We start from the raw sequence: 26,767 nt of genomic DNA on the forward strand, positions 1-26,767 counted from the left end.
TCAGGCGGGCAGAAGGGCGGAGATCGCGCCGACGAGGGACACAACTGTCATCGGCTTTGACACCGAGCCGTTGAACACCGCCCCCGGCGATCCCGATCCGACGTCCGCCGAGAAGGCTATGATTGGCGCGCCGGCGCTGGGTCCCTCCCCCTTGCGGATGCGTTCGGCCGCCTGCGCGCCATCGAGGCGCGGCATACGCAGGTCCATCAGAATGACGTCGAACTGCTCCGCCTGGGCGGCGATCACGCCCTCCTCGCCATCGACCGCCTCGGAAACCTGGGCGTTGAAGGCTTCCAACACGGTGCGCACCAGTTCGCGATTGGCCGCGTTGTCGTCGACCACCAGCACCCGGCACCCCATCGGCAAGCTGGGGGCCGGGGCCTCGCCTTCGGTCTCGTCGAGGGTCTGAACGGGCGCGTACAGGTCGAAGAAGAACCGCGCACCCTCGCCCAGCCGGCTCTCGACGCCAATCTGGCCGCCCATGGCCTCGACCAAGCCCTTCGAGATCGCCAGACCAAGGCCCGTGCCGCCATGTTGGCGACGGATCGAGGCGTCGACCTGCGAGAAGCGCATGAACAGCAGCTTGAGGTCTTCCTCGGCTATGCCGCGCCCGGTGTCGGCGATCGCTGCGCCAAGCCGCTCTTCTGTGACGTCGTAGGTCAGGCTGAGGGTCACGCCGCCGGTTTCGGTGAACTTGACCGCGTTGCCGATCAAGTTCAGCAGCACCTGCCGCAGCCGCTCGGGATCGAGCCAGAGACTGGCCGGCAGGGATTCCAGCCCCTCGCAGATCAAGCTCAGCCCCTTGGCCGACGCCTGCAGGGTGAAGATGTCCAGCACGTCCCGCGCCAGATCGGCGACGTCCACGGCGCGCGGCCGGATCTCCATGTGACCAGCGTCAAGCTTGGAGAAGTCCAGGATGTCGTTGATCGTGGCCAGCAAAGAGCGCCCGCCATCGACGATCCTGGCCACATGACGGCGAGTTTCGGCAGACAGTTCGGGCTGATCATCCACCAGATTGGCGAAACCGAGCACCGCCGTCAGGGGCGTGCGCAGCTCGTGGCTCATATTGGCCAGGAACTCACCTTTGGCGGCGGCGGCGGCTTCGGCCGTAACGCGGGCCTCGCGCAGTTCCTGCTCCAGCATCTTGCGCGCGGTGATGTCGCGAACCACGTCCGTGATGCCGACCTTCTCGCTGCTGACGGGGTCGAGGGCCAGGGTCGGACGCGACTCCAGCCAAATCACGCCGCCGTCCTTGTGATAGGCTTGGTACTCGATGCGATCCGGTGCGCCGGGGGTCTGGCCGCTGACAAGGCCACGACTGATGGCAATCACCGCGTCCATGTAGTCAGGATGGACGAATTCAATCGGACGCTCCCCCGTCAGCTCTTCAGGCGCATAGCCCAGAACAGCAAGCACAGAGGGCGAAATATAGGTCACCCGCCCCTTCAGATCGCTGTGCACGATCACATCGAGGGCGTTTTCGGTCAGCAGACGATAGCGGGCCTCGCTGTTAGCCGCCGCCTCGCTAGCCTGGGCCATGCGATCCAGGATATAGCGCCTCTGCCGCTGAAAGGCGGCTACGGGCAGGCTGACGAAGATCGATACGGCCAGAAAAGCCTGCAGAATGATCGACTGTTCCACGGGGGAATCTTCAATCAGCTGCATGGGGCCGACGCCGGCCATGGTGAACAGCACGGCAATGGTCGCGACCATGGCCGCGCCAAATACCGCGCCCAGAACCTCAAGCCGCGACGCGACAAGCAGCATGACGGGCGGCACGATGAACAGGAGCGGATAACGCCCCTGCGCGAACACCGCGGTCGTGACAATGAAAAGGACCAGCAGGGCAAGTAGGCCGTCGCGCGTCACGCCACGCTCGGCCAGATAAGTCCTGGCCTTGACCAGGACCAGGACACACGGCGTCACGGTCAGAATGCCCAGAATATCGCCCAGCACCCAGACGGCCATGTTGGCCCAGACATCCCCGCCGCGGGTCGCTGTATGGATGAGGGACGACAGGACGCCGGTGATCAGGGGAGCAGCGAACCCGGCCAGCCCGACGAAGGCAATCATGTGCTTGGGTCGGCCAAGGTCGATCTCTCGCCCCAAAACCCGCCGCGTGGACCAGGCGCACAGCCAGACCTGCAGGATGTTACTGGGCGCCAGCGCGAAATTGACGAGCAGGGTGTCGCCCGCATGCGCGCCCGCCAGCAGTGCGCCCACGAGCGAGGCGGCCAGCATCCACGTCCAGCGACGCGTATCGACGGCGAGCAGGCAGGCCACGACAAAGCCATTGGACAGCCAGATCGGCGTTACCTGATTGTAGGCGCGGGGAAGCTCGACGCCGACATAGGCACAAAGCGCAAAGCCCAGCCCCGCGATCAGCGAGGCCAGCGCCGTGCGCCCTATGTCTTGTCGGTCTAGCCGCACTTGACCTCTTTCACCCTGCCGGTGTCGGCGTCGAACAAGATGTTCAGGCGATCAGGCCGAAAGTCCATGGTCACCGGGCAGGTGGTGCAGGCCACCCGCCATCGCGTGGGATCCACGGCGGCCGGCAGTTCGGTGCGGTTCTTGCCGATAAAGGCCTTGGCTTCGTCCATGCCGCACTGGTCCCTTGGCTGCGGCGGCGCGATGGCCACCGGCGGCGGGGCCACCGGCGTTTCGGGCGGCGGAAGCGGCGCCGGCGGTGGGGCGCTGGAGCATGAAGCCGCCAGAACGGCAGCGGCAAGCACACTCCCCACCACGATCAGCGTCTTCATGCCTGCTTCTCCCATCCACGTTCGGCGCCCTGGCGCCAGTACGACACCGGGTGCCCGGCCTTCTTGAAACCTGCCCAGCGACCCCGCGCCTGGGCCAGAGCCGACTCGTCGCGGCCGTCAAACAACAGAACGCAACGCGAGAATCCGGCCAAATCGCCAGGTTCAGCTCCGTCGAGCAGAAACAACGCATCACCGCCGTTCAGGTTGTCCAGCCCGTCGGTCAGCAGCACTGGCTGCCGCTCGGCCATAGGCTCTCTGGCCAGTCCGTGCGGCAGAAAGGTGTCGTCGCGATAGGTCCACAGATAACCATCCAGGACTTCCATACGGCCGGCGTCGCTGCCACGCACCAGCGCCTTCCAGCCCCGCCCAAGGGTCTTTTCCAGCAGTTCCGGCAGCACCTGTTCGGTGCTGCTTCGCTCCAGATGGTAAAACCAGACCTCGCAGGGCGCGCCGGACATCGGATCGATCAGCCTTCGTAGGCGTCGGCGACCAGACGGTTGAGCAGCCGAACACCAAAGCCCACTGCGCCGTCGGGCACGGTCGGATCGGTAGAAGGCTTGCGCCACGCCACGGCAGCGATATCGAGGTGGGCCCACGGCACGCCATTGACGAACTTCTGCAGGAACAGACCCGCCGTGATCGAACCCGCAGGACGGCCGCCGATATTCTTCATGTCGGCGATCGGGCTTTCGATCTGCTTTTCGTAAGACGCCGGCAGCGGCATGCGCCACAGGTTCTCGCGTTCGGCCTTGCCGGCGGCCAGAAGCTTTTCGGACAAGCCATCGTTGTTGCTGAACAGGCCGGCATAGTCATGGCCCAGCGAGATGATGATCGCCCCGGTCAAGGTGGCCAGGTCGATCATGAACTGCGGCTTGAAACGCTGCTGCGTGTACCAGAGGGCATCGGCCAGCACGAGGCGGCCCTCGGCGTCGGTATTGATGACCTCGATGGTCTGGCCCGACATAGAGGTGACCACGTCGCCAGGGCGCTGGGCATTACCGTCGGGCATGTTTTCAACCAGGCCCAGGACGCCGATGGCGTTGACCCTGGCCTTGCGGCCAGCCAGGGCGTGCATGACGCCGGTCACGGCGGCCGCGCCGCCCATGTCCCACTTCATGTCTTCCATGCCGTCGGCCGGCTTGATGCTGATGCCGCCGGTGTCGAAGGTGACGCCCTTGCCGACGAAGGCGATGGGTTGGGCGGTTTTGTCGACCGCGCCGGTCCATTTCATGATGACCAGTTGGCTCTCGCGCACGCTACCTTGGCCAACGCCCAGCAGGCTGCCCATGCCGAGCTCCGCCATCTGGGCTTCGCCAAGGATCTCGACTTCCAGGCCCAGGCTTTCAAGGCTCTTGGCGCGGGCGGCGAACTCTTCCGGATGCAGGATATTGGCCGGCTCGGACACCAGGTCGCGGCTGAACAGAATGGCGTCGGCCAGGGCGTCAAGGCTTTCGAAAAGCTTGGCGGCCTTGACCGGATCGGCGGCGGCCACCTTGACCACGGTGACCGAGGGCTTCTTCTCGGCCTTCTCGGTGGTGCGGTATTTGTCGAAGCGATAGGCGGCCAGCTTGACGCCGAAGGCGGCGCGGGCGGCGGTCTCGGCGTCGGCTCCCAGCTTCAGCACCAGCTCGGTGACGCCCGAAGCCTTGACCGCCTGGAAGGCGGCGGCGGCGGCGGTTTCGATCGCCTCCGGCTCGACCGCGCCCACACCATCAACGCCGATCAGCACAACGCGAGCGGCTTCCAGGCCGTGCGGCGCGACCAGATCCAGAACCTGACCCTTGGCGCCGGTGAAGCGCCCACCGGCGATGGCGCGCGCCAGGGCGCCGCCGGTGGCCTCATCGATCACCCGGGCCTCGGGTGACAAGGCTGCGGCCTCATGGGCCAGGACGGCCACCGCAGCGGTAGCGCCGGCATGAAGGTCGGCGGGGACGAACTCGATACGCATCGCACGCTCCTGAATTGGCTTGGCGCCTTAACCATCCCGAACCGCAAGCGCGACTCGCAATGCGGCCCTTTGTACGGCCGTCTCGCCTTGATCTGGCGGCATAGTCCAACCCTCGTCGAGAGAAAAGACTTCCGGCGCCGCGTGGCGCGCTGTCTTCGGTTGTGCGGGGGGGAAGCGCCCGTGTAGAACAGCCCTCTTCCTAGGGGTTCGACGTTTCCGAATCCGCCCGCCCGAACCCCCTTTTTGATGCGCCTGATCGAACGCTACCTCTTTCGCCAAGTCCTGGGTCCGACGCTCTTCGCGGCGGCTGCCCTGGCGGCGCTTGCGCTGTTGGCCCGTAGCCTGTCGGAGTTCGACATCCTGGTCACCCAGCGCCAGAGCGCGTTGGTTTTCCTCAAGATCATCCTGCTGGCCCTGCCGCAGCTGCTCAACATCATCCTGCCGATCGCCCTGTTCGTGGCAGCCCTGGTGGCCCTGAACCGCTTGCACACCGAGCAGGAGATCGTGGTCTGTTTCTCGGGCGGCATGAGTCGCTGGCGAGTCATATCGCCAGCCATGCGGCTGGCGGTGTTCGCGACCCTATTCTCGCTGTTCCTGGGCCTGTGGGTCCAGCCTTGGAGCGCCCGTCAAATTCGCGAGACCGCGTTTACCGTGAAGACAGACGTAGCTTCCACGCTGGTCCAGCCAGGACAGTTCACCGAGCCTGGCCCTGGCCTCACGGTCTATGCCCAGTCGATCGACCGCAATAACCTGATCCACAACCTGTTCATTCACCAGGAACGCCCCGACGGCGGCGCCTCGACCTATTCGTCGCGCGAAGCGGTGATCGCCACCCGCAACGGCGCCCCGGTTCTGATCATGCTCAAGGGCTCCAACCAGCAATTTTCAAACTCTGGTGTGCTGCAGTACACCTCGTTCGAGGAATACACCTTCGATTTGTCCTCGCTGTTCCAGAGCGACGAGCTGCTCCACTACAAGATCGCCGACCGCTATCTGCATGAGCTGTTCTACCCGGACCTGACCCAAGAGTGGGAGCAGAAGAACCGCATCGGCCTGCTGGCCGAGGCCCATTCGCGTTTCGCCAGCCCCCTCTACAACATCGCGCTGATGGCCATGGCCCTGGCGGCCGTGATCGGCGGCCAGTTCAACCGCATGGGCTATGGCAAGCGCATCGCAGCCGTTGGCGCGGCCGCAGCCGTGGTGCGCATCGTAGGCTTTGGCGTCCAGGCGGCTTGCGAGGACAATGTCTGGTTGAACATTGTGCAATACGCCGTGCCGCTTGGAGCCCTTTGGTGGGGCATGGCCCAGATCTTCCGCCAGAAGGTCGCGCGCCACGTCGCCATCAGCCGCCGCAAGGCTGCTTATGCCGCCCAGGCAGGTGCAGCATGAGTTTCGGCGTCGGCATGGTCGAGCGCTACGTCCTGAAGCGGACCATGGCCTCGCTGGGCGCGGCCCTGGCGGTGCTGGGCTCGATGGTGATGCTGATCGCCTTCGTCGACATCGCCCGCAACGTCGGCACCCGGGCCGATGTCGGCTTTCTGGAACTGCTGTACCTGACAATCCTGCAGGCCCCGGCGACCATCCTGGTGCTGACACCGTTCATTTTCCTGTTCGGCACCCTGGGCGCCTTCGTCGGCCTGAACCGGCGCAGCGAGCTGATCGCCATGCGCGCTGCAGGTGTCTCGGCCTGGCGGTTCATCCTGCCGGCGGCAACGGCAGCCTTTGTGATCGGCGTGCTCACCATCACCCTGCTCAACCCTCTAAGCACGGCCATGACCGCGCAGTATGAAGTCACGCGCGACGCGATGATGGCGAACTATCTGAAGGCCGCGCCCAAGGGCACATGGCTGCGCCAGGGCGACGACAAGACCCAGATCGTCATCCGCGCCCGGGCCCGCGACCAGATCGACGGCTCGGTGCGCTTGCGCGGCGTTTCGCTGTTCGTTTACACGCTCAACAGCAAGGGCGTGATGGACTTCTCGCGCCGCATCGAGGCCAACGAGGCCCGGCTCGAGCCCGGCTTCTGGCGCCTGATCGGCGTGCGCGAGGCGACACCCGGCGCCGGGGCGATTCGCTCCGAAAGCCTGTCGATCCCCTCCAATCTCGATGACCGGACCGCCTCGGAGCGCTTCAACTCACCCCAGGCCGTGGCCTTGTGGCGTCTCCCCACCACGATTGAGCGGACCGAGGACGCCGGCTTCTCGGCCACGCCGTTCCGCCTGCGCTACCATCAGATCCTGGCCACGCCGCTGTTGTTCGCCGCCATGTCGGTGCTGGCGGCGGCGTTCTCGCTGCGCCTGATGCGCCTGGGCGGCCTGGCGGCCCTGGCCGGATCGGGCGTCGCCTTGGGTTTCGGTTTTTTCTTCTTCAACGAGCTATGCAGCGCGCTCGCGAAAGCCGAGGTTCTGCACTCAGCGGTCGCCGCCTGGACTCCCCCGCTCGTCGCGCTTTTGGCGGGCCTCACTCTGCTTTGCTACACTGAGGATGGTTGAGTCCGTGTCTCCGAGGTCGTTCATGAAGGATCAGCGTCAAGGCGCATCGTCCCTGCCGGGTCGCTTGCGTCTGCTCGCCGGTGTCGCCTCGCTTGTGCTGGCCGCAACGACAGCGCACGCCCAGCAGGCGCTGGTCGAGGTTCCACCCGTCCCGGTCGTTAAGGCCCCGCCATCAGACGGCCTGGGAGACGAGGGCTACTATCTCGAATCCGATCTGCTGATCCGCGACGACAAGACCCAGATCCTGACCGCCCGCGGCGACGTCGAGGCGCGCTATCAGGGCCGCACTCTGCGCGCCGAGGAAATGGTTTACGACACCAAGGCCGGGGTCATAACGGCCAAGGGCAAGGTCGCGCTGATCAACGGCGACGGCACCGCCCAGTTCGCCGACGAGATGACCCTGGACAAGGACCTGAAGGCCGGCTTCGCACTGGGCTTCTCGGCCCGCATGGACAAGGACGTCAAGATCGCCGCCGTCTCGGCCATCCGGCGCAACGACAACATCCAGGAGCTCAACCAAGCGATCTACACGCCGTGTGAGATCTGCGCCGAAAAGCCAACCCCGACCTGGTCGGTCGCCGCCGACAAGGTGGTGCAGGATAAGGATCGCCAGCTCGTCTACTACAAGAACGCGGTCATCCGCCTGTGGGGCGCGCCGCTGATGTACCTGCCGGTGTTCTGGCACCCTGACCCGCAGGCGACCCGTAGCTCTGGCTTCCTGACACCCAAGCTGGGCGCGTCCAAGCGGCGCGGGATTTCTTACCAGCAGCCGTATCTTTATGTGATCTCGCCGTCTCAGGACATCGTCCTAAGCCCCCAGATCAATTCGAGTGTTAACCCGTTCCTCAACGCCCACTGGCGTAAGCGATTCTATTCCGGCACCGCCGAGATCCGGGGCGGACTCACCTACGAAAAGGACATCGACAACCGTGGCGAGCGCTTCGGCGAAGCCACGCCGCGCAGCTTTATCCTTGCCCGGGGCATGTTCGACATCAACGACAATTGGAAGTGGGGCTTCAGCGCAGAACGCACGTCCGACAAGCTGCTCTTCGACAACTATTCGATCAACGACGTCTACCAGCAGCGCGGTCTGTTCACGAGCGAGGACCGTCGGCTCAGCTCGCAGATCTACACCACCCGCCAGGACAAGCTGTCGTACCTGTCGCTTTCCGCCGTCTCGGTGCAGGGCTTGCGGGTTTCGGGCATTGATGCGGTCACCGGCCTGGCCAGTTTCGAGAACAGCGACGTCTTCCCGCTGATCGGCCCGCTGGTCGAAGGTCGCTGGCAGCCGAAGGATCCGGTGCTGGGCGGGCGCTTGCGCCTGCAGGGCACGGGCGTGATCCTGACCCGCGCCGAGTCGCCCTATGGCGCGACCCTGGACGGCGTTGACAGCCAGCGCGGCAGCGTCAGCGCCGACTGGCGCTCGACCCTGACCCTCAAGTCGGGGGTGCGGGTTTCGCCCTTTGCTCAGGCGCGCGGCGACGCCTATCGCGTCTCCGACCTGCCGGGCGCCGATGACAGTCAGACCTATTCGCGCGCCTTGGGCGTGACCGGCGTCGACTTCAGCTACCCGTTCTTCAAGGCCCTCAAGGGCGGCACTGTGGTGCTGGAGCCCCTGGCCCAGGTCGCCGCCGGCTCCGAGAGCCGCCGCGTGCCGATCGTGGTCGGCACCAGCGGCGCGACGACCTATCTCTACAACGAGGACAGCACCTCGTTCGAGTTCGACGAGACCAACCTGTTCCGCGCCAACAAGTCGCCCGGCTTCGACCTCTATGAAGGCGGCCAGCGGCTGAATGTTGGCGCGCGGGCCACCGTCAAATACAACGACACCCGGGGCGCCAGCATCCTGGTTGGCCGCAGCTTCCGCTCTGAAGTCGATCCTCTTCTGCCCGCCCGTTCCGGCCTACAGAAGAAGTCTTCGGACTGGATCGTGGCAGCCACGGTCACGCCGGTGCGCGGCGTCAACGCCTTCGTCCGCACACGCTACGCGCCAGATCTGGCCAGCAACAAGTTCCGCCGCATCGAGGCCGGCGTCGACGCCTTCCACAAGGTCGCCAACGGCTCGGTGCGCTACATCAAGGACCAGCAGGACGCCGGCGGCTTCCCGCTGGAGACCTTCGAGATGCGCGGCCAGCTGAACATCACCAAGAAGTGGGCTGTCACCGCCTATGGCCAGCAGGACCTCGTGGCCGGCGTCTGGCGCCGTCGCGACCTAGGCGTGGCCTATGCCGACGACTGCATCCGCATCGACGTCATCTACCAGAACGAAGACCGTTTCAGCCAGGCTTCGACCGGCGGTCTGAAGCTGCAGGCCGACCAGTCTGTCGTGTTTCGCCTAACCCTCGCCACATTGGGTGATACAGGGTACAGCCAGTAAATTGATCTCGCGTCACCCCCGGTGCGCGTGATTTTTGCGCGCGTGATCGGCACGTCGCGCCTAGAGGAACGACACTACCCATGCGGCCTGCGCGTAGCGTGAAGACCCTTGCCGCGGCTGGAGCCGCGTCCATTATCGCCCTGTCCATGGCGAGCTTTGGCGCGCCTGCCTTCGCTCAAGACGCAGCGTCCGTCTTGGCCGCTCCGCCCCCCGTGGCGGCGCCCCCGCGGGGCCTGTCGGAAAGCGTCGCGGCGGTGGTCAATGACGACATCGTTTCCAGCTATGATCTGATGCAGCGTATGCGCCTGCTGATGGTCAGCTCGGGCGTGCAGCCGACCGAGGAAAACCTTCCCCAGCTTGAGCAGGAAGCCCTTCGCTCGCTGATCGACGAGCATGTCCAGCTGCAGGAACTGCGCCGGGTCGAGAAGGCCCAGAAGATCACGATCATCTCGACCGACAAGGAAGTCGACGAGCAGATCGACGACATCGCCAAGGGCAACAACGCCAACATGACCGGCGCACAGCTGCTGGCCCAGTTGGCCGCGCAGGGCGTCGGCGCCGAGACCTTCCGCTCGCAAATCCGCATCGACAGCAGCTGGCAGAACTGGATCAGCGGTCGATATGGCTCGCGCCTGCGGGTCGGCGAAGACCAGATCAAGGCCTTCCAGCGCCGCGCGGCCGAATCGGCCAGCAAGCCCCAGTACCAGGTCAGTGAAGTGTTCATCGACGCCGCCCGCGTCGGCGGCATGGAAACGGCCATCAACGGCGCGACCCAACTGGTCGCCCAAATGCAGCAAGGCGCGCCCTTCCCTTCCGTCGCCCGTCAGTTCTCGTCAGCCGCCACGGCGGCCAATGGCGGCGACGCCGGCTGGGTAGGCCCCGGAGAAATGCCTCCCGAGGTCGACACCGCGCTGGAAGAGCTGCGCCCCGGACAGCTTTCGCGACCGATCCCGGTCAGGGACGGCGTCTACATCATCTACCTGCGCGACAAGCGCGCGGGCGCCAAGACCGCTCTGGTCGACCTCAAGCAGGTCGCCTATCCGCTGGCCGCCGACGCCACAGCCCAGCAGATCGAAGCCGCCAACACCGCCCTGCTGGCCCTGAAGCCGCAGATCACCAGCTGCTCGACCCTTGAAGCCGCCGCCGGCAAGGTGGACGGCCTAGTCGCCGGTGATCTTGGCGAAGCCGAAATCACCGACCTGGCTCCCGCCTTCCAGGCAGCCGCCACGGCCCTGGAAATTGGTCAGGTTTCGGATCCGATCCGCACGGACGCCGGCCTTCACCTGATCGCCGTCTGCGGCAAACGTCAGTCGGGCGGCGGCGCGCCGTCGCACGACCAGATCGAGAACCGCCTGCGCGGCCAGCAACTGGCCCTGATCTCCAAGCGTTACCTGCGCGACCTCCGCAACTCGGCGACCATAGAAACCCGGTGAAGACCACACCCCTGGCCCTGAGCGCCGGCGATCCCGCCGGCATCGGGGCCGAGATCATCGCCAAGGCCTGGGCGGCGCTCCGATGGGAGGGGCCGCCCTTCATGGTCGTGGGCGATGCTCGACTTCTGGCCTCGGCCGGCTCGGGCGTGAAGGTCAAAACCGTCACCGGTCCGTCCGAAGCGCTGGATGTCTTTCCCACAGCCCTGCCCGTGCTCGACACGCCGCTGCTGAGCCCGGTGATCGCCGGCCAGCCGTCCAGCACCCATGCCGCCCAGATTATCCGCTGCATCGAGACGGGCGCAGGCCTCGCCCTTTCCGGGGCGGTCTCGGGACTGGTCACAGCCCCGATCGCCAAGGCGCCGCTCTACGACGCCGGTTTCGCCTTTCCGGGCCATACAGAGTTCCTGGCCGAACTGACCGCCGGGGCGCCTCACGAGGGCGTAAGGGGTCCGGTGATGATGCTGACCGCCGGCAACCTCCGCGCCACCCTGGTGACGATCCACAAGGCGCTGAACGACGTCTCGGCCGCCCTATCGGTCGAGGCCATCGTCACGGCCGGCATGGTCACCAGTCAGGCCCTCAAGCGCGACTTCGGCGTCGCCCGGCCGCGCCTGGCCCTTGCCGCCCTCAACCCCCACGCCGGCGAAAGCGGCGCCCTGGGCAGCGAGGAGATCGAGATCATCGAACCCGCAGCCCGCGTTCTGCGCGACCTGGGCGTCGAGGTCATGGGGCCAGCCCCCGCCGACACCCTGTTCCACGCCGAGGCGCGCGCCCGCTACGACGCGGTGCTGTGCATGTATCACGACCAAGCCCTGATCCCGGTCAAGATGCTCGACTTCTGGGGCGGCGTGAACGTCACCCTGGGCCTGCCGATCGTCCGCACCTCGCCCGACCACGGCACCGGCTTCGACATTGCTGGACGCGGCCTGGCCCGAGCCGATAGCCTGATTGCCGCTATCCGGCTGGCGGCCCAGATCGCCGCCCGCCGCGCGGCCTGAACCCTTTCGAGACGAAACGACCATGAGCCTGGCCGATATGCCGCCGCTGCGCGACGCCCTGGAGCGTCACGACCTTCTGGCCCGCAAGAGCTTTGGTCAGCACTTCCTGCTGGACCTCAACATCACCCGCAAGATCGCGCGGCTGGCGGGGATTGGTCCAGACGACGTGGTGGTAGAGGTCGGCCCAGGTCCGGGCGGCCTGACCCGCGCCCTGCTGGAAACCGGCGCCCGGGTGGTGGCCATCGAGATGGACACGCGCTTCATGCCCATCCTCGCCGAGCTCTCCGAAGCCGCCGACCAGCGGCTGGAGGTCGTGCAGGGCGACGCCCTGAAGGTCGACGCCAGCAAGGCCGTCGGCGGGGTCCCCGCCCATGTGGTGGCCAACCTACCCTACAATGTCGGCACCCAGCTGCTGATCAACTGGCTGACAGGCCCGTTCCTGCCATTGTCGATGACCTTGATGTTCCAAAAGGAAGTCGCCGAGCGTATTGCCGCACAGGTCAATGACGACGCCTATGGCCGCCTGGCCGTGATCTCCCAGACGGTCTGCGAGGCCAAGGTGATCATGGACCTGCCCGCCCGCGCCTTCACGCCGCCGCCCAAGGTCAATTCGGCGGTGATCCGCCTGATTCCCCGCGCGGTGATCCCGCCGCCAGCGGAACTGGCCGCGCTGGAACGCGTGACCGCAGCCGCCTTCGGTCAAAGGCGCAAGATGCTCCGCTCCAGCCTCAAGGCGCTGGGCGGCGGCGAACTCTGCGAGAAGGCTGGTATCAGTCCCGACATCCGCGCCGAGAATGTGCCTATCGAAGGCTTCCTGGCGCTGGCGCGGGCGACGCTGGCCTAGATCTCTTCCTTCAGCAGATCCTGAACCAGATCACCGATCCACGGGTTGCGCGCCCGCTTCTGGCGTTCAGCGTGATAGATGTGGGCGAGGTCGGAATAGGCGCGATCGAAGTCGTCGTTGAGGATGACGTAGTCGAACTGCTCCCAGGCGGCGACCTCGTCCTTGGCGCGGGCCAGGCGACGGTGGATGACCTCTTCGCTGTCCTGGCTGCGAGCGTGCAGACGCCGGCTCATCTCGGCCAGGGACGGCGGCAGGATGTAGACCAGAACGCTGTCTGGGCCGGCCTGCTTGTGCACCTTCATCGCGCCCTGGAAGTCGATGTCGAACAGCGCGCTCTCGCCGCGATCCAGCGCTTCCATGATCGGCGGCTTGGGGCTGCCGTAGAAATTGCCATAGACCTCGGCCCATTCCAGAAACGCGTCCGCCGCGATCATCTCCTGGAACTTGTCGTGGCTGACGAAGTGATAGTCTCGGCCGTCATGCTCGCCCGGACGCGGCTGGCGGGTGGTGGCGCTGATCGACAGATGCAGGTCGCCGTGATCGGCCACCAGGCGGCGGGTCAGCGAGGTCTTGCCGACGCCCGAGGGCGCGACGACCATCAGCAGAAGGCCGCGGGTCTTGTGATGGGGCTTATTCAACGTTCTGAACCTGTTCGCGGAACTGCTCGATGGTGGCCTTAAGCTCCAGACCGATCGCGGTCAGGGCGCTGAGCGCAGATTTCGAGCACAGTGTGTTGGCTTCGCGCATGAACTCCTGGGACAGGAAATCCAGGCGGCGGCCGGCGGCGGCTTCGCCGGTCAGCAGGGTGCGGGCGGCGACGACGTGGCCGGCCAGGCGATCGAGTTCCTCGCGCACATCGGCCTTCACGGCCATGGCGGCGGCTTCCTGGACGATGCGCTCTTCGGTGGCGGCTTCGCCCAGCAGTTCGGTCAGGCGCCGTGCGAAGCGGTCCTTCAGCACCGCGGGCTGACCGGCAGCCTCGACGCCGGCGTCCGTCGTCAGACGCTCGATCGTATCGACCTGGCCATTGAGCACGGGAGTCAGGGCGATCCCCTCCTCCAGCCGCGCGATCTTCAGGGCGTCCAGGGCCTGAGCGATGGAGGCGGCCATCGCGGCCTCGACGGCGGCGCGGGTTTCGGCGTCGTCGTCTTCCTCGCGCACCTCAATGACGCCGCGCAGGGCCAGCAGGCCATCCAGGGACGGCTTGGTGACCATGCCGGTGGCCACATAGGGTCCGCCGGCCTTCAGATAGCGCTCCAGGGTCTCGACGCTGACCTGGGTCTGACCCACGGCCTCGGCGCGCTTGCCCTGGACGTTGACCGTCAGCTGGCCGCGCTGAAAGCGCGCCTGGGCGCCGTCGCGGGCCGCGCGGTCCAGGCTGTCGAAGCCGGGCGGACCGCGAAACCGGGTCTCGAGATTGCGGCCGTTGACGCTGCGGGCCTCCACGGCCCAGGACCAGGCCCCGTGCGCGCCTTCGACGCGTGCGAAGCCGGTCATGCCCGACAGCGCCACCTCAACCCCCGCTCAGGGGCGTGGCGGCGGCCTTTTTGGCCGCGCGGCGTCGCTCGACCTGACGCCATTTGACGACGTTGGCGTTGTGCTCTTCGAGGGTGCGCGCGAAGACATGGCCGCCGGTGCCGTCGGCGACGAAATAGAGCTCGTCGGTCTTGGGCGGATCCAGCACGGCGGCGATGGCGGCGCGGCCGGGGTTGGCGATCGGCGTCGGCGGCAGACCATCGATCAGATAGGTGTTGTAGGGCGTCTGGCGCTGCAGTTCCGACAGCAGGATGCCGCGTCCCAGCGGCCGGCCGCGGGTAAGGCCGTAGATGATGGTCGGGTCGCTGCCCAGACGCATGCCCGTGCGCAGCCGGTTGACGAACACGGCCGCCACCCGCGGACGTTCCGAGGCGATGCCCGTTTCCTTCTCGACAATCGAGGCCAGGGTCATGGCCTCGTCCTTGGTCGAGAACGGCAGGCCCTTCTGACGTTGCGGCCACAGCTCGTCCAGAAGCTGGTCGCGGTCGTCCATCATCCGCTGCAGGACAGCGGAGCGATCCTCGCCGCGCTCGACCTGATAGGTCTCGGGCAGAACCGCGCCTTCCGGCGGGGTCGGCGCGACACCGGTCAGGACCGGCGAGCGCATCAGGATGTCGACAGCCATGTCCGAGGTCACGCCCTCGGGGATGGTCACGAAGTGGCGGACCACCCTGCCCTTGCGGATCGCTTCCAGAACCTGCGCCATCGAGGCCCGGCTCTTGAACTCGTATTCGCCGGCCTTCAGCGAGCGCGCCGCGCCGGTGATCTGAGCGGCGGTCATGAAGATCGACGAGGAGCGGATCACGCCGCCGCTCTCAAGACTGGACGCGATCTCGGGCACGCTGGCGCCCCGGCGCAAAACCACCGAGGTGACGTCACCGCTCTTGGCCGCCGGCCCGGGGCCCTGATAGAGCCAGATCGCGCCGAACACGAAGACCATGCCGATGACGACCAGGGTGGCGCCAGCGGCGAAGATCATCGCAGTCAGCCGGCGTCCGATCGACGCCGACTCGCGTTTGCGGGCTTTGCGGGGCGGAGCGGCTTTGCGGCTCACGAGATTTTACGGAACACGACGGAGGCGTTGGTGCCGCCGAAGCCAAAGCTGTTGGAGACGGCGACGTCGATCTTCATCGGCACGGCCTTGTTGGGCGCCAGGTTCATGGCGACGTCGACATTAGGGTTGTCGAGATTGATGGTCGGCGGCGCGATCTGGTCGCGGATCGCCAGGATCGAGAAGATGCCCTCGATGGCGCCGGCCGCGCCCAGCAGGTGGCCGGTCATCGACTTGGTCGACGACATCACCACGTTCTTGGCGTGATCGCCCAGGAAGCGCTCGACGGCCTTGGCCTCGATGCCGTCGGCCATGGTCGAGGTGCCGTGGGCGTTGACGTAATCAATGTCCGAAGGCTGCAGGCCAGCGTCCTTCACGGCCGCCGACAGGGCCCGGAAGCCGCCGTCGCCGTCCTCGGACGGGGCGGTGATGTGATAGGCGTCGCCCGACAGGCCATAGCCGACGACCTCGGCATAGATCTTGGCGCCGCGCGCCTTGGCGTGCTCGTACTCTTCCAGGACCAGGGCGCCGGCGCCCTCGCCCATCACGAAGCCGTCGCGGTCCTGGTCATAGGGACGCGAGGCCTTCTCAGGGGTGTCGTTGAAGTCGGTCGAGACGGCGCGGCAGGCGATGAAGCCGGCGATGCCAACCTTGCAGACCGCCGCTTCGGCGCCGCCGGCCACCATCACGTCGGCGTCGCCGTACTTGATCAGGCGGGCGGCGTCGCCGATGGCGTGGGCGCCCGTGGCGCAGGCCGTGACCACCGAGTGGTTGGGGCCCTTGAAACCGTAGCGGATCGAGACCTGGCCCGAGATCAGATTGATCAGGGCCGAAGAGATGAAGAACGGGCTGACCTTGCGCGGGCCTCGAGCCTCGAGCTCAATAGCGGTCTCGGCGATCGTGGACAGGCCCCCGATGCCCGAGCCCATGATCACGCCCGTGCGGTACTTGTCTTCCTCGGTTTCCGGGACCCAACCCGAATCCTTCACGGCTTCGTCGGCAGCGGCGACGCCGTAGAGAATGAAATTGTCGACCCGCTTCTGGTCGCGCGGGCTCATGGTCAGGTCGGGATTGAACGCGCCTTCCACGTCAGGCCCGCCGCCACCGCGTCCATCGACGCGCGGAACCTCACACGCGACCTTGCAGGCGTAGTCAGTCGGATCGAAGGCCGAGATCCGATTTGCGCCGGACTTGCCAGCAAGGATGTTCTTCCAGGACACCTCGACGCCATGCCCCAACGGGGTCAGCAGGCCAAGACCGGTGACAACAACTCTACGCATGGATCACTCCCAACCTTCGTACCGCGTACATATGGGACTTGCGGACGAATCCGACGCCCCCTCCGGCCGCGACTCTCGGCCACATACGAAAACCGCCGCGCGCACGATGGCAAGAGCCCGTGCTGCGCGGCGGTGATAGTCTGTTCGCCTCAAAAGCGAACCCGACGCCCTTAGGCGCCCGTCTTTTCCGTGATGAACTTCACAGCGTCGCCGACCGTCTGGATGTGCTCGGCGGCGTCGTCCGGAATTTCGATGTCGAACTCTTCTTCGAACGCCATCACCAGCTCGACGTTGTCGAGGCTGTCGGCACCCAGGTCATCGATGAAGCTGGCCTTCTCCGTGACCTTCTCGGGATCGGCATCCAGGTGCTCGATGACGATCTTACGCACGCGCTCGAGAATGTCGGACATTCTGTTAGTCCCTCAGTTTTGAATCTGTTGTCCGCCAACGGTTTGGCCAAGGCCTTTCCATTCACGGGAATTGTCGGCCTCCGCCTATCACGTTCCTTTTCGGGTGACCAGCGGGTCCCCCGTCAAGAAACATGGCGGGGCTAGATCATGGCCATACCGCCGTTCACGTGCAAGGTCTGACCGGTCACATAGGCGCCCTGGTCGCTGGCCAGGTAAACGCAGGCTGCGGCGATATCGCTGCCTTCGCCAAGGCGACCCGCCGGGATGCCCGACAGGATGCCGGCCTTCTGGGCGTCGGTCAGGGCGTCGGTCATCGGGCTGGCGATGAAGCCGGGCGCGACACAGTTGACCGTGACGTTGCGGCTGGCCAGTTCCTGGGCCAAGGCCTTGGAAAACCCGATCATTCCGGCCTTTGAAGCCGCATAGTTGGTCTGTCCGGCATTGCCGGTCACGCCCACAACCGAGGTGATGCCGATGATGCGGCCCGAGCGGCGCTTCATCATCCCTTTGGCGGCTGCACGAGCCAGGCGGAAGTAGCCCTCCAGGTTCACCTTGATGACGGTGTCCCAGTCCTCGTCCTTCATCCGCACGATAAGGCCGTCGCGGGTGATGCCGGCATTGGCGATGACGATATCCAGCGGCGCGCCGGCGGCTTCCTCGGCCTTGGCGACCAGACCGTCCACGGCCTGCGCATCCGATAGATTGGCCACCACGAATGAAGCGCGTTCGCCCAGTTGCGCCTTCAGCTCGGTCAGAGCTGATTCGCGGGTGCCCGAGAGCACGACATGGGCGCCTTGGGCATGCAGGGCCTTGGCGATAGCCCCGCCGATGCCGCCCGTGGCGCCGGTGACAAGGGCGGTCTTGCCGGTGAGATCGAACATTGGATTTCTCCCAATCTTGTCTGTCATCCCAGGCGAAGCGTAGCTCAGATCCGGGACCGCCGGACACGCCGGCGTTTGTTGCGGCCCCGGGTCTGCGCGCTTCGCGCATGCCCGGGATGACAGTCGCTATAGCGACTTGGCGAAGGCTTCTATGTCGGCCGGGCTGTTCAGCGGCGTGGCTTCGGCGTCCGGAGCGATGCGCTTGGCCATGCCCGACAGAACCTTGCCGGCGCCCGCTTCGGCGAAGCGCGTGACGCCACCCTCTCCCGCCAGCCAGATCATGCTCTCGCGCCAACGGACGCGGCCAGTGACCTGTTCAATCAGCAGTCCGCGAATGACGTCGGGGTCGTGCACGGGACCGGCGGTGATGTTGGCCACCAGAGGCGCACGGGGCGAAACAATGGTGGTCGTGGCCAGAGCCTCGGCCATCTCATCGGCTGCAGGCCGCATCAGAGGGCAGTGAAAGGGGGCAGAGACGTTCAGCGGAATGGCGCGGGCGCCCAGTTCCTTGGCCTTCTCGATGGCCCTGTCGACTGCGGCCTTGTCGCCCGAAATCACCACGTTGCCGTTGTTGTTGTCATTGGCCACGACGCAGACGCCGACTTCCGAACCCGCAGCGGCGGCCGCTTCCGCGAGCGCCAGGTCGGTCTTTGGACCGATCAGCGAGGCCATGGCGCCTTCGCCCACCGGCACGGCGCGCTGCATGGCCTGGCCGCGCAGCTTCAGCAGGCGCGCGGTGTCGGACAGGGTGATCGCGCCGGCGGCGGCCAGGGCCGAATACTCGCCCAGGCTATGACCGGCGACGAAGGCGGCGCGGTCGATACCGATCCCGAATTCCTTTTCCAGCACGCGGGACACGGCCAGACTGACCGCCATCAAGGCGGGCTGGGCGTTCTCGGTGAGGGTCAGGTCGCTCTCCGGACCTTCCTTCATCAGGGCGAAAAGCTTCTGGCCCAGGGCGTCGTCAACTTCCTGGAAGACTTCTCGGGCTGCGGCGAAGGCCTGGGCGAGATCGGCGCCCATGCCGACCGACTGGCTGCCCTGACCGGGGAAAATGAAGGCGATGCTCATGGAAGCCCGCTCCGTTCTAGAGATTCAACACCGTATTGGGGCCGGAGGGTTAGGGGAAAGGCCCCTGTCCGGCAAGTGCGCGGCTCCGGTGACCATGGCTTGTATTCCATCGTCAGGCGTCCAAATTGCCCCCTGCACCGTAGCTCGGGCGATGAACCATCGATGGAGTTTTCAATGAACCGCCTGACCGCCGGCCTCGCGGCCATTGCAGCGCTCTCCGCCACGCCCGCTCTGGCCGCCCTGAAGCCGGGCGACAAGGCCCCCGACTTCACCGCCTCGGCCGCCCTGGCCGGCGCCGACTACAGCTTCACCCTGTCCAAGGCCCTGAAGAAGGGCCCGGTGGTGCTCTACTTCTTCCCGGCCGCCTATACCGCCGGCTGCACCGCCGAGGCGCATGAGTTCGCGGAAGCGACACCCGACTTCGAAAAGATGGGCGCGACGGTGATCGGCGTGACCGCCGGCAATGTCGACAAGATCAAGGCCTTCTCCAAGGAGCACTGCCGCGACAAGTTCGCCGTGGCCGCCGCGCCGGACGGACTGATCAAGGCCTATGACGTATCGCTGCCGATGCCGGGCGGCTGGTCCAACCGCACCTCGTACGTCATCGCGCCCGACGGCAAGATCCTGATGGCCTATACCGACGGCAACTTCGTCGGCCATGTCACCAAGACCATGGACGCGGTGAAGGCCTACAAGGCCAAGAAGTAGCAAGGCCTTTTCAATTCCGACCAGTCTCGCGGCTTGCAAGCCGCGAGACCTGCAGAAAAGGATCGGGCATGACCGATCCCGCCCAAATTCCGTTCGCCGCCCTCGAAATCGGGGTCCGGGGCATCGCCGTCGGCGCCTTTGCCGCGACAGCCGTCGCCCTCGGCGCTAGCCGGAAAATGACCCCGACCCGCTGGGTCGGTGTTCTGATGATGGCCTGCGCCATTGCCCACGTCGTCGACGGCCATTTCTACTACACCCTAAGCCGGCACTACGACCTTGTGACCTGGGCCCTGTCCGCGTCGGCGGCCGGCGTCTTCTGGCTGTTTTGCTCGGTGCTTTTCGAGGATGAACCGTCGATCCCGCTCTGGCGCTTCTCCGTCCCCGGGGCCGTCCTGGCCCTTTGGGCGGCTGGCGCGCTTTTGCCTACGTCTCCCGCGCGCGCAGCCGCATGGTGGCTGTTCGCCGCCTTCTCGGTGGGCATCCATTGTCACATCCTGCTGACAGCCTGGCGGGGCTGGCGCATCGATCTGGTTGAGCGTCGCCGTCGTCTTCGTGCGCCTCTCGCCGCCGCTGCAACCGGCTACATGTTTATCCAGAACCTCTGTGATTTCAGCTTCGGACACGGGCCGGTGCTGCCCAGCCTGGTTCAGGCCCTGTCTCTCGCCGCCCTCGGGATAGGGTCAGCCCTGGCGCTGTTGCGCGCCGAGCCCATGCTCGTGCAGGCGGCCGTGGCATCCGACGCCGCGCCCACGCCCAAGCCTGCTGAAGCGCTTGATCTGACGCCCGCCGACCGGCTTGTTCTGGCGCGCCTGGAAAAGGCCATGACCGAGAACGAAGTCTGGCGCGGCGAGGACCTGTCGATCGGCGCCCTGGCCGCTCTGGTCGGCGCGCCCGAGCATCGCCTGCGCAAGCTGATCAACGGCGTGCTGGGCCATCGCAATTTCGCCGACTACGTCAACGGCCGGCGGATCGAGGCGGCCAAGGTCGCGCTCGCCGATCCGGAACAGGCCCTGAAGTCGGTCTCGACCATCGCCTATGAGCTGGGCTTTGGCTCTCTGGGCCCCTTCAACCGTGCGTTCCGGGCCGTCGTCGGCGTTCCACCTACCGCCTGGCGTCAAGAGGCGACGCCAGCCCTGCCGCATCTGCGACTGGTCGAAACCGCGCAAGCCGCATCGAAAGCCGACAAACGCGCCTGATTTCGAGAACGGCGCGACCTGTCGCTCCGCAACAGGCTCCCTGGCTAAGTTCATCCCCCAAGGAGCCACCAATGCTCGATGCCCTACTCCCCTTCGCCCACAACTGGCTGATCGCCATGCAGGCCGATGTCACCCGCTACGTCCTGTTTTCGGTCGGCGTCTGGCTGATCCTTTGGGTCGTGCTGGCCCGCCCCCTGGCCGGACGCAAGATCCGCGATACGCGGCCACCGGCCCGCCAGCTTGTCCTTGAGTTCCTGATCTCGATCCGCTCGATCATGATCTTCTCGACGATGGGGCTGCTGACCTTCGGACTGTTCCGCGCCGGCCTGATGCAGGGGCCTTTCATCGCGCGCGAACTGGGGCCGATCTGGTTCTGGGCCAGTCTGGTCCTGATGATCATCGGCCACGACGCGTGGTTCTACTGGACCCATCGCCTGATCCATGACCGGCGGCTGTTTCGCGTCTTCCACCGGCGGCATCACCGCTCGAACAACCCCTCGCCCTTCACCGCCTATAGCTTCGATTTGGGCGAGGCCGTGATCGCCGCGCTGTTCGTGCCGCTGTGGATGCTGATCGTCCCGACCCAGTGGCCAGTCATCGGGCTGTTTGTGCTGCACCAGATCGCCCGCAACACCATCGGCCACAGCGGCTACGAGCTGTTCCCGGCCCGCAAGGACGGCCGCCCGCTGCTGCCCTGGCTGACCAGCGTGACGCACCATGACCTTCACCACGCGCAGGCAGGCTACAACTACGGGCTCTATTTCACCTGGTGGGATCGCTGGATGGGCACCGAGCACCCGGACTATCTGACGAGGTTCGCCGCCGTGACCGCGAAACAGCGGCGGGCTACCAGCTCGCCTTCACCAGCTTGATCATGAAGCGGCTGTCCTGGACCCGCCACTCCTCGTGGGTGGCGGCGGCCCGCAGGCTGACGGTGAACTCGGCGGGGATGTCGAACGGACGGGTGAAGCTGAGATCGACGCCCTCGTCGCCCATCGAGCCGCCGCCGACGGCGATGGACCCGATCGGCTTGCCGTCCAGGGTAAGGGCCGAGCGCACATTGGCCCGCGCCACCGGGATCTGGCCCGGGACGGCGATGACCTGGCTGGCGTTCATGTCCATCGAGACGCTGACATAGTTGGCGCGCGGCAGGACACCGAAGCCGAACATCTTCGACATAGAGGAGCGCAGCCGGGCCTCACGGTCGTTCCACGAGGCGCCCAGAGCCAGGGAGCGCTTGCCGGTCCTCGCCTCGTCGGGCTTCTGGCTCAGGTTCAGATCCAGGTCATAGGTCGGGCTTTCCAGCGTGCCCGCGACCCTGGCGGTGAATCTGGCGCTCTCGGTGTCGGTGGAAAGATCCAGCGGCAGGGCGGCCGAATAGCCGGTGAAGCGGCCGTCATTCGCCGACACCGACAGGTCAGGCTTCTGAATCGCCTGGGCTGCGGCTGGAGCGGCGAAACTCGCCGACAGCGCAAAGGCCCCGAGGGCGCTGATGACAGCGCTAGACTTCATGCTCTGCTTCCTAGCACAAGCTATCCTTGCGGCAAGGTGAAGCTGGCCGCTTGGCCCGCAGGTTTCGCCACGGCCTCGCGAATGTCGAAAAATGCGGCGGAGCAAAGCAATCTTGCTTCTCCCCGCCTTCTCCTGTAGTAGCGCGCGTTCTCACGGATGGCGGTCTTTGGCGCAGCCCTCACGGGTACGGGATTTCCCGCTCGGCGCTCTGGAACCATCGTGGTCGTCGGACTTCCGCCGTCGGCCGCGCCGCTGTCCAAACCGGAAGAAGGAAAACATGGCGTTCTACGAACACGTGGTCATCGCGCGGCAGGATATCTCGCCGCAACAGGCCGAAGCTCTGAACGAGCAAATCAAAGCCCTGATCGAAGAAGGCGGCGGTCACATCGCCAAGATCGAATACTGGGGCCTGCGTAACCTCACCTATCGCATCAAGAAGAACCGCAAGGGCCACTATTCCCTGCTCGCCATCGACGCTCCGGCGCCGGCGGTCAAGGAAGTCGAGCGCCAGCTGCTGATCAATGAAGACGTTCTGCGCTTCATGACCATCCGCGTGGAAGAGCTGGACCTGGAACTGTCGCCGGTTCTGGCCCGTCGTGACCGCGAACGTAGCGAGCGCCCCGAGCGTTCGGACCGTCCGCGCGACGAATTCGCGGCCGCGTAAGGGAGAAGAGAGATCATGACCGATACCACTGCTCCCGAAGCCGGCGCTGGCGCGCCCGCCGCTGGCGGCGCCCGCCGCCCGTTCTTCCGCCGCCGCAAGGTGTGCCCGTTCTCCGGCGCCAACGCTCCGAAGATCGACTACAAGGACGTCAAGCTCCTGCAGCGCTACGTTTCCGAGCGCGGCAAGATCGTTCCGTCGCGCATCACTGCGGTGTCGGCCAAGAAGCAACGCGAACTGGCCAAGGCCATCAAGCGCGCCCGCTTCCTGGCTCTGCTCCCCTACGTCGTGAAGTAAGGGAGACACCACGATGAAAGTCATTCTGCTCGAACGCGTTGAAGGCACTGGCATCCTCGGCGAGGTTGTCACCGTGAAGGACGGCTTTGCCCGTAACTTCCTGCTGCCGCGCCACAAGGCCCTTCGCGCCAACGCCGCCAACATGAAGTCCTTCGAAGTTCAGCGTGCTGAAATCGAAGTGCGCAACGTCAAGAACCGCGAAGCCGCCGGCGCTGTGGGCGAGACCCTCGACGGAACGCAATACGTGATGATCCGTCAGGCTGGCGAAAGCGGCCAGTTGTACGGTTCGGTCGCGGGTCGCGACGTCGCCGACGCCATCAAGGCTGAAGGCGGCAAGGTCGATCGCTCGATGATCGTCCTGGACAAGCCCATCAAGAATCTGGGCGTCCATGAAGTGAAGGTGAAGCTGCACGCCGAGGTGACCGTCACGATCACCCTCAACATCGCGCGCAGCGCCGACGAAGCCGAGCGCCAGTCGCGCGGTGAAGACGTCGTCGCCGCTCAATTCGAAGAAGACCGCGCGGCTGACGCCGAAGCGGCCTCGGACATGGCCGCCGGTGGCGCCGGTTCGTTCGAAGGCGACCACTACGAGTCCTGATCCTGACTGGATCGGTGATCTATTGAGAAACGGCGCGGAGCAATCCGCGCCGTTTTTTCTGCATAGCAACCAAGAAATGTTCAACTTGTAGGCGCCCGTTTGTGCGCCCATGTTCTTCTCTCGAGGCGACAAGCCTCCGTGCCCGGACAGACCGATCATCAAATCGGCCCCCGGGGAAACCTTGAGGGGAATACACATGAGCTTTAGAATCCTGCTGTTCACCGCAGCGTCTGTCGCTGCGATCGCCGGCTCCGCCCAAGCCCAGTCCACTGCGACCGAAGACGCCGCCAATCTCGAGCAGGTGGTGGTCACCGGCACCCGCACGGCCGGCCGCACGCGACTCGACACCATCGCCCCCGTCGACATCGTCAGCGAAAAGGCCCTGACCCGCACCGGCACGACCGAGTTGGCCCAGTCGCTGTCGACCCTGGCGCCGTCCATCAACTTCCCGCGGCCCGCCATTACCGACGGCACCGACCACATCCGTCCCGCCACCCTGCGCGGACTGTCGCCTGACCAGACTCTGGTGCTCGTCAACGGCACGCGCCGCCACGCCACGGCGCTGGTCAATGTCAACGGCTCGATCGGTCGCGGCTCGGCTGCGGTTGACCTCAACGCCATCCCGACCATCGCGCTCAACCGCGTCGAGGTGCTGCGCGACGGAGCCTCGGCTCAGTACGGATCCGACGCCATCGCCGGCGTGATCAACCTGCGTCTTCGCGAAGCCCGCAGCGGCGGCGGCGCGATCGCCACCTATGGCCGGTACGACACCGAGGTGAAGACCGCGCGCAACACCGATGGTCGCGACGAAAAAGACGGCCAAACGGTGACCTTGCAGGCCTGGCAGGGCCTGCCCCTGGGTCCTGAAGGCTTCCTGACCATTTCGGCCGAGTACCGGGACCGCAACCCGACCAGCCGCGGCGACATCGACGTCCGCGTCACTCCCGCCCGAGTCACGTCCCGCTATGGTGACGCTGAAGTCACCGACAAGACGATCTATTTCAACGCAGGCCTGCCGGTCAGCGAGACATGGGACGCCTATGGATGGGCCGGCTACCAGGCGCGCGAGGGCGCCAGCGCCGCGTTCCCCCGCATTGTCGGCGACGCCCGTCAGGTTCCGGTCGCTTCAATCTATCCCAACGGCTTCCTGCCGCTCATCGCCAGCGACATCACCGACACCACGGCCGCCGCTGGCCTGCGCGGTGAATTGGGCGGCTTCAAGCTCGACCTGAACGTCGCCTACGGCAAGAACAAGATCGACTACCGCACCGAAAGCTCGGCCAACGCCTCCTATGGCGCCGCCAGCCAGACCAGCTTCAACTCCGGTGGCATGAGCTACGACCAGACCGTCGTCGGCCTGGACGTCTCACGCGGCGTCGACATCGGCGCCTATGAGCCGCTGAACGTCGCCTTCGGCGCCGAAGCGCGCTGGGAGGGCTATTCGATCCGGGCTGGCGAGCCGACGTCCTACAATCGCGGACCGCTCACCTCGTCGGCAGCCGGCGCGCAGGGCTTCCCCGGCTTCCAACCGTCCAACGTGCTGTCCAAGGACCGCAACAATGTGGGCGTCTATCTCGACCTGGAATCGCGTCTGACCGAGCGCTTCACCGCTTCGGCTGCTCTTCGCTACGAGGACTATTCCGACTTCGGCGCGACCACTACGGGCAAGCTGGCCGCGCGCTTTGAACTGGCCGATGGTCTTGCCGTTCGCGGCGCGGCCTCGACGGGCTTCCGAGCCCCGGCCCTTCAGCAGCAGTTCTTTACCACCACCTCGACCAACTTCATCATCATCAACGGCGTCTCGACCCCGGTCGAGGTCGGCACTTTCCCGGCCACCAGCGCCGTGGCCAAGGTGCTGGGCGCCAAGCCGCTGGAAGCCGAGAAATCGACCAACTACTCGCTCGGCCTGGTCTTCCACAAAGGCCCGTTCGAAGTGACGGTCGACGCCTACCGGATCAATATCGACAACCGCATCGTGCTGTCGGAGAACATCCAGGGCTCGGCCACCGGGACCCCGACGCAGCAGACGATCAACAACCTGCTGCGGCCCTTCAATGTCACGGCCGCCCGCTTCTTCATCAACGGCGTCGAGACCGAGACCCGGGGCATCGACGTGGTTGCGCGCTACCGGCTGGATGCTGACGAAGGCGGCGTCTTCGATCTGACGGCGGCCGCGAACTTCAATGAAACCGACGTCACCAAGATCCCGACGACCAATGCCCTGTCGTCCCTGCCGGTGCCGCCGACCCTGTTTGCCCGCGCCAACGTCCTGACTTTTGAGGAAGGCACCCCCAAGTCCAAGGTCACCCTGGCCGGCGACTGGGCCAAGGACAAATGGGGCGCCAGCCTGAAGACCACCTTCTATGGCTCGGTCCTGTCGCCCAACAACGACGCTACGGGAGCCTTCGATGTGAGGACGGGCGACAAGGCGGTCGTCGATCTTGAGGCGCGTTACGGCTTCACCGAGCACGTCACTCTGGCGGTCGGGGCCAACAACATGTTCGACGAATACCCCAACCGCACGCCGGTGACGGTCAACACGACCAACGCTACCGCTTTCACATCCTTCTCGCCGTTCGGCTTCAACGGGCGGTTCCTCTACACCCGCCTGAGCATCAACTGGTAGGCTGACCCTCGGTCATCCTGGAAAGGCGCGGAGAGCGATCTCCGCGCCTTTTTCTTAGGCGGGTTTCTTGCTCTGAGCGGGCCTGGAAC

At 65.8% G+C, this 26,767-nt stretch carries 25 protein-coding genes; 13 read left to right on the forward strand and 12 right to left on the reverse strand.

Features of this window, described 5'->3' with window-relative positions:
• From ACW17Z_RS02585 to ACW17Z_RS02600, 4 genes are read right to left on the reverse strand one after another with little or no spacing between them, the layout of a single operon-like run.
• On the reverse strand, positions 1-2,430 hold the full coding sequence (locus tag ACW17Z_RS02585) for an MASE1 domain-containing protein (RefSeq protein ID WP_492057458.1): 2,430 nt from the start codon (positions 2,428-2,430) through the stop codon (positions 1-3).
• A complete protein-coding gene (locus tag ACW17Z_RS02590) occupies positions 2,421-2,759 on the reverse strand; it encodes a peptidase inhibitor I78 (protein WP_419317223.1) in 339 nt (112 codons plus the stop codon). Before ACW17Z_RS02590 ends, ACW17Z_RS02585 begins: the two co-directional genes overlap by 10 nt.
• Positions 2,756-3,217, reverse strand: a complete 462-nt coding sequence (locus tag ACW17Z_RS02595; protein WP_492057459.1) for a DNA polymerase III subunit chi — start codon at positions 3,215-3,217, stop codon at positions 2,756-2,758. The genes ACW17Z_RS02590 and ACW17Z_RS02595 overlap by 4 nt, the downstream gene beginning before the upstream one ends.
• A gap of 8 nt (positions 3,218-3,225) precedes the next feature.
• Positions 3,226-4,707 carry a leucyl aminopeptidase gene (locus tag ACW17Z_RS02600; protein ID WP_492057460.1) on the reverse strand — a complete coding sequence of 494 codons (1,482 nt, stop codon included), beginning with the start codon at positions 4,705-4,707 and terminating at the stop codon, positions 3,226-3,228.
• A gap of 246 nt (positions 4,708-4,953) precedes the next feature.
• Between ACW17Z_RS02600 and lptF the strand changes: the two genes are divergently transcribed.
• From lptF to rsmA, 6 genes are all read left to right on the forward strand, one after another.
• Positions 4,954-6,096: an LPS export ABC transporter permease LptF gene (gene lptF / locus ACW17Z_RS02605; protein WP_492057461.1), complete on the forward strand. Its 1,143-nt coding sequence runs from the start codon at positions 4,954-4,956 to the stop codon at positions 6,094-6,096.
• Positions 6,093-7,199: an LptF/LptG family permease gene (locus ACW17Z_RS02610; protein WP_419317227.1), complete on the forward strand. Its 1,107-nt coding sequence runs from the start codon at positions 6,093-6,095 to the stop codon at positions 7,197-7,199. The genes lptF and ACW17Z_RS02610 overlap by 4 nt, the downstream gene beginning before the upstream one ends.
• Before the next feature lie 22 nt (positions 7,200-7,221).
• Complete coding sequence (locus ACW17Z_RS02615) at positions 7,222-9,576, forward strand: LPS-assembly protein LptD (RefSeq protein ID WP_492057462.1); 2,355 nt, start codon at positions 7,222-7,224, stop codon at positions 9,574-9,576.
• 146 nt (positions 9,577-9,722) lie between these two features.
• Positions 9,723-11,009, forward strand: coding sequence for a peptidylprolyl isomerase (locus tag ACW17Z_RS02620; protein ID WP_492058477.1), 1,287 nt, complete (start codon positions 9,723-9,725; stop codon positions 11,007-11,009).
• A complete protein-coding gene (pdxA, locus tag ACW17Z_RS02625) occupies positions 11,006-12,007 on the forward strand; it encodes a 4-hydroxythreonine-4-phosphate dehydrogenase PdxA (protein ID WP_492057463.1) in 1,002 nt (333 codons plus the stop codon). Before ACW17Z_RS02620 ends, pdxA begins: the two co-directional genes overlap by 4 nt.
• Before the next feature lie 22 nt (positions 12,008-12,029).
• Positions 12,030-12,851, forward strand: coding sequence for a 16S rRNA (adenine(1518)-N(6)/adenine(1519)-N(6))-dimethyltransferase RsmA (gene rsmA, locus ACW17Z_RS02630; protein WP_492057464.1), 822 nt, complete (start codon positions 12,030-12,032; stop codon positions 12,849-12,851).
• Here the strand turns inward: rsmA and gmk are convergent.
• The 7 genes from gmk to fabD form a co-directional block, all read right to left on the reverse strand.
• A complete protein-coding gene (gene gmk, locus ACW17Z_RS02635; protein WP_419317232.1) occupies positions 12,848-13,489 on the reverse strand; it encodes a guanylate kinase in 642 nt (213 codons plus the stop codon). The two genes, rsmA and gmk, sit on opposite strands and share 4 nt — an antisense overlap.
• On the reverse strand, positions 13,482-14,363 hold the full coding sequence (locus ACW17Z_RS02640; RefSeq protein WP_419317233.1) for a YicC/YloC family endoribonuclease: 882 nt from the start codon (positions 14,361-14,363) through the stop codon (positions 13,482-13,484). Before ACW17Z_RS02640 ends, gmk begins: the two co-directional genes overlap by 8 nt.
• A gap of 1 nt (position 14,364) precedes the next feature.
• The gene (gene mltG / locus ACW17Z_RS02645) at positions 14,365-15,366 is read right to left on the reverse strand and encodes an endolytic transglycosylase MltG (protein ID WP_419321465.1); all 1,002 of its coding nucleotides are present in this window, start codon (positions 15,364-15,366) and stop codon (positions 14,365-14,367) included.
• A gap of 71 nt (positions 15,367-15,437) precedes the next feature.
• On the reverse strand, positions 15,438-16,718 hold the full coding sequence (gene fabF, locus ACW17Z_RS02650; protein ID WP_419317234.1) for a beta-ketoacyl-ACP synthase II: 1,281 nt from the start codon (positions 16,716-16,718) through the stop codon (positions 15,438-15,440).
• A gap of 170 nt (positions 16,719-16,888) precedes the next feature.
• The gene (locus tag ACW17Z_RS02655; RefSeq protein ID WP_007672577.1) at positions 16,889-17,128 is read right to left on the reverse strand and encodes an acyl carrier protein; all 240 of its coding nucleotides are present in this window, start codon (positions 17,126-17,128) and stop codon (positions 16,889-16,891) included.
• A 140-nt stretch (positions 17,129-17,268) separates the two neighbouring features.
• On the reverse strand, positions 17,269-18,009 hold the full coding sequence (gene fabG / locus ACW17Z_RS02660; RefSeq protein ID WP_419255189.1) for a 3-oxoacyl-[acyl-carrier-protein] reductase: 741 nt from the start codon (positions 18,007-18,009) through the stop codon (positions 17,269-17,271).
• Positions 18,010-18,135: 126 nt separating this feature from the next.
• The gene (gene fabD, locus ACW17Z_RS02665) at positions 18,136-19,080 is read right to left on the reverse strand and encodes an ACP S-malonyltransferase (RefSeq protein WP_419317235.1); all 945 of its coding nucleotides are present in this window, start codon (positions 19,078-19,080) and stop codon (positions 18,136-18,138) included.
• A 174-nt stretch (positions 19,081-19,254) separates the two neighbouring features.
• On the opposite strand from fabD, the gene ACW17Z_RS02670 reads away from it, so the two are divergent.
• The 3 genes from ACW17Z_RS02670 to ACW17Z_RS02680 all read left to right on the forward strand — a co-directional run bounded on the left by ACW17Z_RS02670 (position 19,255) and on the right by ACW17Z_RS02680 (position 21,856).
• On the forward strand, positions 19,255-19,788 hold the full coding sequence (locus ACW17Z_RS02670) for a peroxiredoxin (protein ID WP_492057465.1): 534 nt from the start codon (positions 19,255-19,257) through the stop codon (positions 19,786-19,788).
• Between the two features lie 68 nt (positions 19,789-19,856).
• A complete protein-coding gene (locus tag ACW17Z_RS02675) occupies positions 19,857-20,984 on the forward strand; it encodes a helix-turn-helix domain-containing protein (RefSeq protein WP_492057466.1) in 1,128 nt (375 codons plus the stop codon).
• 71 nt (positions 20,985-21,055) lie between these two features.
• Positions 21,056-21,856 carry a sterol desaturase family protein gene (locus tag ACW17Z_RS02680; RefSeq protein WP_492057467.1) on the forward strand — a complete coding sequence of 267 codons (801 nt, stop codon included), beginning with the start codon at positions 21,056-21,058 and terminating at the stop codon, positions 21,854-21,856.
• Here ACW17Z_RS02680 and ACW17Z_RS02685 read toward each other — a convergent pair.
• Positions 21,831-22,496 (reverse strand): hypothetical protein, encoded by a 666-nt coding sequence (locus tag ACW17Z_RS02685; protein ID WP_492057468.1) that lies wholly within the window; start codon positions 22,494-22,496, stop codon positions 21,831-21,833. The two genes, ACW17Z_RS02680 and ACW17Z_RS02685, sit on opposite strands and share 26 nt — an antisense overlap.
• A 277-nt stretch (positions 22,497-22,773) precedes the next feature.
• Here ACW17Z_RS02685 and rpsF point away from each other — a divergent pair, with 277 nt between their 5' ends.
• The 4 genes from rpsF to ACW17Z_RS02705 all read left to right on the forward strand — a co-directional run bounded on the left by rpsF (position 22,774) and on the right by ACW17Z_RS02705 (position 26,678).
• The gene (gene rpsF, locus ACW17Z_RS02690) at positions 22,774-23,160 is read left to right on the forward strand and encodes a 30S ribosomal protein S6 (RefSeq protein WP_035048307.1); all 387 of its coding nucleotides are present in this window, start codon (positions 22,774-22,776) and stop codon (positions 23,158-23,160) included.
• 15 nt (positions 23,161-23,175) lie between these two features.
• Positions 23,176-23,454, forward strand: coding sequence for a 30S ribosomal protein S18 (gene rpsR, locus ACW17Z_RS02695; protein ID WP_419255182.1), 279 nt, complete (start codon positions 23,176-23,178; stop codon positions 23,452-23,454).
• A gap of 13 nt (positions 23,455-23,467) precedes the next feature.
• A complete protein-coding gene (gene rplI, locus ACW17Z_RS02700; protein WP_492057469.1) occupies positions 23,468-24,052 on the forward strand; it encodes a 50S ribosomal protein L9 in 585 nt (194 codons plus the stop codon).
• A 196-nt stretch (positions 24,053-24,248) separates the two neighbouring features.
• Positions 24,249-26,678, forward strand: coding sequence for a TonB-dependent receptor plug domain-containing protein (locus ACW17Z_RS02705; protein WP_492057470.1), 2,430 nt, complete (start codon positions 24,249-24,251; stop codon positions 26,676-26,678).
• Positions 26,679-26,767: the final 89 nt, after the last annotated feature.

The organism is Caulobacter sp. GSs2 (assembly GCF_058680895.1).

Excerpts from the sequence above, each read along its gene's own strand:
- ACW17Z_RS02670 (WP_492057465.1), top strand. The coding sequence starts at position 19,255 with ATGAACCGCCTGACCGCCGGCCTCGCGGCCATTGCAGCGCTCTCCGCC.
- fabF (WP_419317234.1), bottom strand. The coding sequence starts at position 16,718 with ATGCGTAGAGTTGTTGTCACCGGTCTTGGCCTGCTGACCCCGTTGGGG.
- rpsF (WP_035048307.1), top strand. The coding sequence starts at position 22,774 with ATGGCGTTCTACGAACACGTGGTCATCGCGCGGCAGGATATCTCGCCG.
- rpsR (WP_419255182.1), top strand. The coding sequence starts at position 23,176 with ATGACCGATACCACTGCTCCCGAAGCCGGCGCTGGCGCGCCCGCCGCT.
- rsmA (WP_492057464.1), top strand. The coding sequence starts at position 12,030 with ATGAGCCTGGCCGATATGCCGCCGCTGCGCGACGCCCTGGAGCGTCAC.
- ACW17Z_RS02685 (WP_492057468.1), bottom strand. The coding sequence starts at position 22,496 with ATGAAGTCTAGCGCTGTCATCAGCGCCCTCGGGGCCTTTGCGCTGTCG.
- ACW17Z_RS02705 (WP_492057470.1), top strand. The coding sequence starts at position 24,249 with ATGAGCTTTAGAATCCTGCTGTTCACCGCAGCGTCTGTCGCTGCGATC.
- ACW17Z_RS02675 (WP_492057466.1), top strand. The coding sequence starts at position 19,857 with ATGACCGATCCCGCCCAAATTCCGTTCGCCGCCCTCGAAATCGGGGTC.
- rplI (WP_492057469.1), top strand. The coding sequence starts at position 23,468 with ATGAAAGTCATTCTGCTCGAACGCGTTGAAGGCACTGGCATCCTCGGC.
- ACW17Z_RS02610 (WP_419317227.1), top strand. The coding sequence starts at position 6,093 with ATGAGTTTCGGCGTCGGCATGGTCGAGCGCTACGTCCTGAAGCGGACC.
- fabD (WP_419317235.1), bottom strand. The coding sequence starts at position 19,080 with ATGAGCATCGCCTTCATTTTCCCCGGTCAGGGCAGCCAGTCGGTCGGC.
- ACW17Z_RS02595 (WP_492057459.1), bottom strand. The coding sequence starts at position 3,217 with ATGTCCGGCGCGCCCTGCGAGGTCTGGTTTTACCATCTGGAGCGAAGC.
- ACW17Z_RS02615 (WP_492057462.1), top strand. The coding sequence starts at position 7,222 with ATGAAGGATCAGCGTCAAGGCGCATCGTCCCTGCCGGGTCGCTTGCGT.
- ACW17Z_RS02620 (WP_492058477.1), top strand. The coding sequence starts at position 9,723 with ATGGCGAGCTTTGGCGCGCCTGCCTTCGCTCAAGACGCAGCGTCCGTC.
- mltG (WP_419321465.1), bottom strand. The coding sequence starts at position 15,366 with ATGATCTTCGCCGCTGGCGCCACCCTGGTCGTCATCGGCATGGTCTTC.
- ACW17Z_RS02600 (WP_492057460.1), bottom strand. The coding sequence starts at position 4,707 with ATGCGTATCGAGTTCGTCCCCGCCGACCTTCATGCCGGCGCTACCGCT.
- ACW17Z_RS02655 (WP_007672577.1), bottom strand. The coding sequence starts at position 17,128 with ATGTCCGACATTCTCGAGCGCGTGCGTAAGATCGTCATCGAGCACCTG.
- ACW17Z_RS02590 (WP_419317223.1), bottom strand. The coding sequence starts at position 2,759 with ATGAAGACGCTGATCGTGGTGGGGAGTGTGCTTGCCGCTGCCGTTCTG.
- fabG (WP_419255189.1), bottom strand. The coding sequence starts at position 18,009 with ATGTTCGATCTCACCGGCAAGACCGCCCTTGTCACCGGCGCCACGGGC.
- ACW17Z_RS02680 (WP_492057467.1), top strand. The coding sequence starts at position 21,056 with ATGCTCGATGCCCTACTCCCCTTCGCCCACAACTGGCTGATCGCCATG.
- lptF (WP_492057461.1), top strand. The coding sequence starts at position 4,954 with ATGCGCCTGATCGAACGCTACCTCTTTCGCCAAGTCCTGGGTCCGACG.